General features: G+C 74.5%; 4 protein-coding genes. All 4 read left to right on the top strand.

What is annotated here, in order from left to right; all coding sequences use genetic code 11:
- On the top strand, positions 1 to 1,192 hold a 1,192-nt coding region (locus AOK09_RS31655; RefSeq protein ID WP_322973226.1), incomplete at its 5' end, for a GNAT family N-acetyltransferase.
- Entirely contained in the window at positions 1,192 to 2,787 is a 1,596-nt protein-coding gene (locus AOK09_RS31650; RefSeq protein WP_055590663.1) for a hypothetical protein, read from the top strand. The genes AOK09_RS31655 and AOK09_RS31650, both read left to right, overlap by 1 nt.
- Positions 2,784 to 3,986: a DegT/DnrJ/EryC1/StrS family aminotransferase gene (locus AOK09_RS31645; RefSeq protein WP_055590662.1), complete on the top strand. Its 1,203-nt coding sequence runs from the start codon at positions 2,784 to 2,786 to the stop codon at positions 3,984 to 3,986. Before AOK09_RS31650 ends, AOK09_RS31645 begins: the two co-directional genes overlap by 4 nt.
- A gap of 295 nt (positions 3,987 to 4,281) precedes the next feature.
- The coding region (locus tag AOK09_RS39680; protein WP_322973225.1) for a DUF6643 family protein at positions 4,282 to 4,482 on the top strand (201 nt) is incomplete at its 3' end.

Raw genomic sequence — 4,482 nt, 5'->3', positions numbered from 1 at the left:
GGACCCCGTCTCCGCCCCCGCCGGCTCCGCGCGGTCCGCCGCCCCGGACGCCGGCCGCCCAGGCCGGCCGCCGCTGCTCCCGGGCGGGGCCGACGGCCTGCTGGTACGTCCCTGGACCCGGCAGGACATACCCCGGGTGCTCGACCTGCTCACCGCCTCCCTCGCGGGCGGCCCGACCGGTGAACGCAGCGCCGCCTTCTTCGGCTGGAAGCATCTGGCCAACCCCTTCGGCACCAGCCCGGGGCTGCTCGCCGAGACCGAGGACGGGCACCTCGCCGGGGTGCGGCTCTTCCTGCGCTGGGAGTACACCGCGGCGGGGCGCACCGTACGGGCGGTGCGGCCGGTCGACACCGCGACCGACCCCGGCTTCCGCGGCCGCGGCGTCTTCCGCAGGCTCACCCTGGGCCTGCTGGCCGAGGTCGTCGCCGACACCGAGCTGGTCTTCAACACCCCCAACGACCGCAGCCTGCCGGGCTATCTGGCGATGGGCTGGCAGCCGGGCGGGCGGGTGCCGATCTCGGTACGCCCGGTGCGGCCCGCCGCCTTCGCCCGGGGGGTCCGCGGCGTCCTTGACCGGCGGGCCGCCCCGGCCCCGCCGAGCGACGCGGGGGCCCGCTGTCCGCTGCCCCGCGCGGCGGACTGGTTCGCCGCGCTGTCCGGGCCGGACGCCGGCGGCGGGGATGCGCAGCCCGGCGGGGGCGGTGACGAGGGCGGCGGTCCGCTGGCCGAGCTGCTGCGGGAGCGGGCCGAGGCCGACGCCCGCGGCCCCCGGCTGGCGACCCGGCGCTCCCCGGGCTTCCTGCGCTGGCGCTACGGCGACGCACCGGGTCTGGACTACCGGGTGCTGACCGTCGAGCGGGGCGGCGAGCTGGCCGGGGTGGCCTTCGGGCGGCCCCGCAGGCGCGGCCCGCTCACCGAGTTCACCCTGGCCGACGTGGTGGTCCGCCCCGGCGACCGCGCGACCGCGGCCCGGCTGCTGCGGGCGGCCGCGCGCAGCGGCTGCGACCATGTCGCGACCCATCTGTCCCCGGGCACCGAGGCCGCCGCGGCGGCGCTGCGCTGCGGCTACCTCACCGCCCCCCGTACCGGGATGACCCTGGTGACACGGGCCCCCGGCGGCGGCCCCGGGCCGGCCGGCGAGGCGGGCCCGGCCGCCTGGCGGTTCGCCCTGGGCGACCTGGAGGTCTTCTGATGGCCGGGTCCGGAGCGGCCGCCCTGGCCGCCCGCCGGGCCCGGGAGCTGCCGTGGGCGTCCTTCACCGCGGGGCTGCTGGTGGCCTGCTATGTGGCGATGTTCGTCTGGGGCATGGCGCACACCACCTATGACACTTGGGGTGCGCTGCTGGTGCTGCCCGCGCTGATGGCGGTGTCCACCCCGGTACTGAGCCGGATCGCGGCCGCCAACCCGGAGCCGGAGGTCTTCCGGCTGCTGATGACCGCGCTGACGCTGAAGCTGCTCTGTGCCTTCCCCCGCTATCTGATGGCCTTCGTGCTGTACGGCGGCCAGGCCGACGCCAAGATGTACGACGCCAAGGGGCGCGCCCTGGCGGCCGTGCTCGAACAGGGCGTCTTCCACTACGACCTGGGGATGAAGGTCGCCGGCACCGGCTTCGTGGTGATCGTCACCGGTGTGGTCTACGTACTGACCGGGCCGTCGCTGCTGGGGGGCTTCCTGGTCTACTCCTGGATGGGCTTCTGGGGTCTGCTGCTGTTCTGGCGGGCGGTGCAGATCGCCTTTCCGGAGGCCGAGTCGCGCCGCTACGCCAAGCTGGTCTTCTTCCTGCCCTCGCTGCTGTTCTGGCCGTCCAGCATCGGCAAGGACGCCTGGATGATGCTCTGCCTGGGCGCCACCGCCTACGGCATCGCACGGCTGCTGGAGCGGCGCCGGGGCGCCTTCGCCTGGATCGTCGCGGGGTCGCTGGGCACCGGGATGGTGCGGCCGCATGTGACGGTGCTGGCCGGGGCCGGGCTGGTGATCGGCTATGTGCTGCGGCGCCGCCCGCGGGAGGTCAGCGCCCTGGGGCCGCTGCGCACCATCCTCACCGTGGTGGTGCTGGGGGTGGGGGTGATGCTGATGCTGCAGCAGGTCAACTCCTTCTTCGGGACCGGTGCCTCCGGCGGGGGCTCGGTCGACCAGGTGCTCCAGGAGACGGCCCGCCGCACCTCGCAGGGCGGCTCCCAGATCGACCCGTCCGCCGCCGGGGTCGGGGAGGACGACGCGGGGCCCACGGTCAGCCTGTCCCCGCTGGGGCTGCCGATGGCGGTGGTGACGGTGCTCTTCCGGCCGTTCCCCTTCGAGGCGTCCAATGTCCAGAACCTGGTGCAGTCGGTGGAGTGCTTCGCCCTGCTGGTGGTCTTCGTCCGTTCCTGGCCGCGGCTGCGGCAGGTGCCCCGGCTCTTCGTCCGCCGTCCGTACATGGCCTTCACCGTCGTCTACACGCTGCTGTTCTGCTGGGCGTTCTCCAGCATCAACAACATGGGCATCCTGTCCCGGGAGCGGGTGCAGGTGCTGCCGCTGGTGCTGGTGCTGCTGGTGATCCCCAGGTCGGCCGTCGCGGCCCCCGCCGCCGCGTCCCGGCGCCGACCGCCGGGACGGGCGGCCGAACCCTTCGCCGCGCCGCCGCGGGACCCCCTTGCGGTCCCGTCCGCCGCCGGTCCCGGGGAACGGATGCCCGGCCTTCCCGGCCTCCCCGGCGGGCACGCCCGTCGGGCCGTGCCCCGCCGTCCCGTGCCACCGCAACCGACGAACCGGCCGAACCGGCCTCACCTCAGGGGGATCGAAAGATGACCGCAGACCAGGTCGCCTCACTGCCCGCCGCACTCGGTGGCACCCCGGCCTTCCCGCAGGGGCTGCCGCTCACGGTGGTCCGGGTGCCCGACCGCGAGGGGCTGCTGAAGCGCCTGGGCACCGTGCTGGACAGCGGCCGGCTGACCAACGGGCCCACTGTCGCGGAACTGGAGGAGACCGCGGCCAAGCTGCTCCAGGTGGAGCATGTGGTGGCGGTCTCCAACTGCACGGCCGGGCTGATGCTGGTGCTGCAGGCCGCCGGGGTGGGGGCGGGCCGTCCGGTGGTGATGCCGGGCTTCACCTTCTCCGCCACCGCCCATGCCGCGCACTGGGCGGGCGGGGTGCCGCTCTTCGCCGAGGCGCTGGAGGAGAACGTCACCCTGGATCCGGAGGACGCCGCCGCCCGGCTGGCCGCCGCCGACTCCCCGGCCGCGCTGATGGCCACCCATGTCTACGGCACCCCCTGCCGGGTGGAGCGCCTCCAGGAGGTGGCGGACGCCGCCGGGGTGCCGCTGGTCTACGACGCCGCGCACGGCCTGGGCAGCAGCCGGGCGGGGGTTCCCGTGGGCGGCTTCGGGCTGGCCGAGGTCTTCTCCATGAGCCCCACCAAGGTGGCGGTCGCGGGCGAGGGCGGGCTGGTCGCCACCCGGGACGGTGCGCTGGCGGAGACCCTGCGCTGCGCCCGCGACTACGGCAACCCCGGCGACTACGACACCCTCTTCCCCGGCCTCAACGCCCGGATGAGCGAGCTGCACGCCGCCGTGGCGCTCACCTGGCTGGCCGGGCTGGAGGAGCGGGTGGCCCACCGCGGCGCCCTGGCACGGGAGTTCACCTCCGCGGTGGCGGGGCTGCCGGGGCTGCGGACGGCGCAGCCGGACGAGGGCGACATCTCCACCTTCAAGGACCTGACGCTGATCCTGGACGCGGACCGCTTCGGCCTCACCGCGCTGGAGCTGGGCCGGGCGCTGAAGGCGGAGGGTGTGGACACCCGGCGGTACTTCCATCCGCCGGTGCACCGGCAGCGCGCCTATGCCGGGCTGGGGCAGGCGGAGGCACTGCCGCGGACCGACCGGCTGGCCGACTCGGTGCTCACGGTTCCGCTGTGGACGCAGATGGACGCCGCCACGGTGCGCCGTACGGCGGAGGCGGTGGTGCGCATCCACGCCTGCGCCGAGCGGCTGCGGTTGCAGGGGGTCTGAGTCGCCGCTGGTGGGCGGCGTGCGACAGGGCGCGCGGCTTCGCGCGCAGGAGGGCGGGCGGGCACCTTCGGGGGGCTCGCCCGCTGTCGCGCACGCCCGGTCCGCTGCTGACATCCTGGGGCTGTTTTCGGGCGATGTCGAGCGTCCTGCGCGGCGCTCCTTGACATCGCCCCCGACGTTCGATGACCGTTTTTCATACTTTCGATGGAAGTGTTCAGGCGAAGTATCGGCAAACACTCCAACTCCGTGCCCCACCACTCTCCTCAGCAGGCACACAGTGGCTTACCGTATGCGCATGACCTCCCGCTCCTTCGACGGAGTCGGCTACTACGCTCCGTCCTTCTCCTCCGACACCCCCATCTACGACAGCCTTGTCGCAGAACGCGGTGTCCCCCAGATCGCCCCGATCAATGTGCCGGCCGCCCTGCCGCCGGCCTTCCCCTCCCCCTACGACCAGCCGCGCTACGGCGGGTACGAGTCCGGCAGCAACCTGCCG

It is taken from the genome of Peterkaempfera griseoplana, from assembly GCF_001418575.1.
Classification (GTDB): domain Bacteria; phylum Actinomycetota; class Actinomycetes; order Streptomycetales; family Streptomycetaceae; genus Peterkaempfera; species Peterkaempfera griseoplana.
Note: the sequence above shows the minus strand (reverse complement) of the source record. Positions and strands in the feature narration are given on the sequence as shown.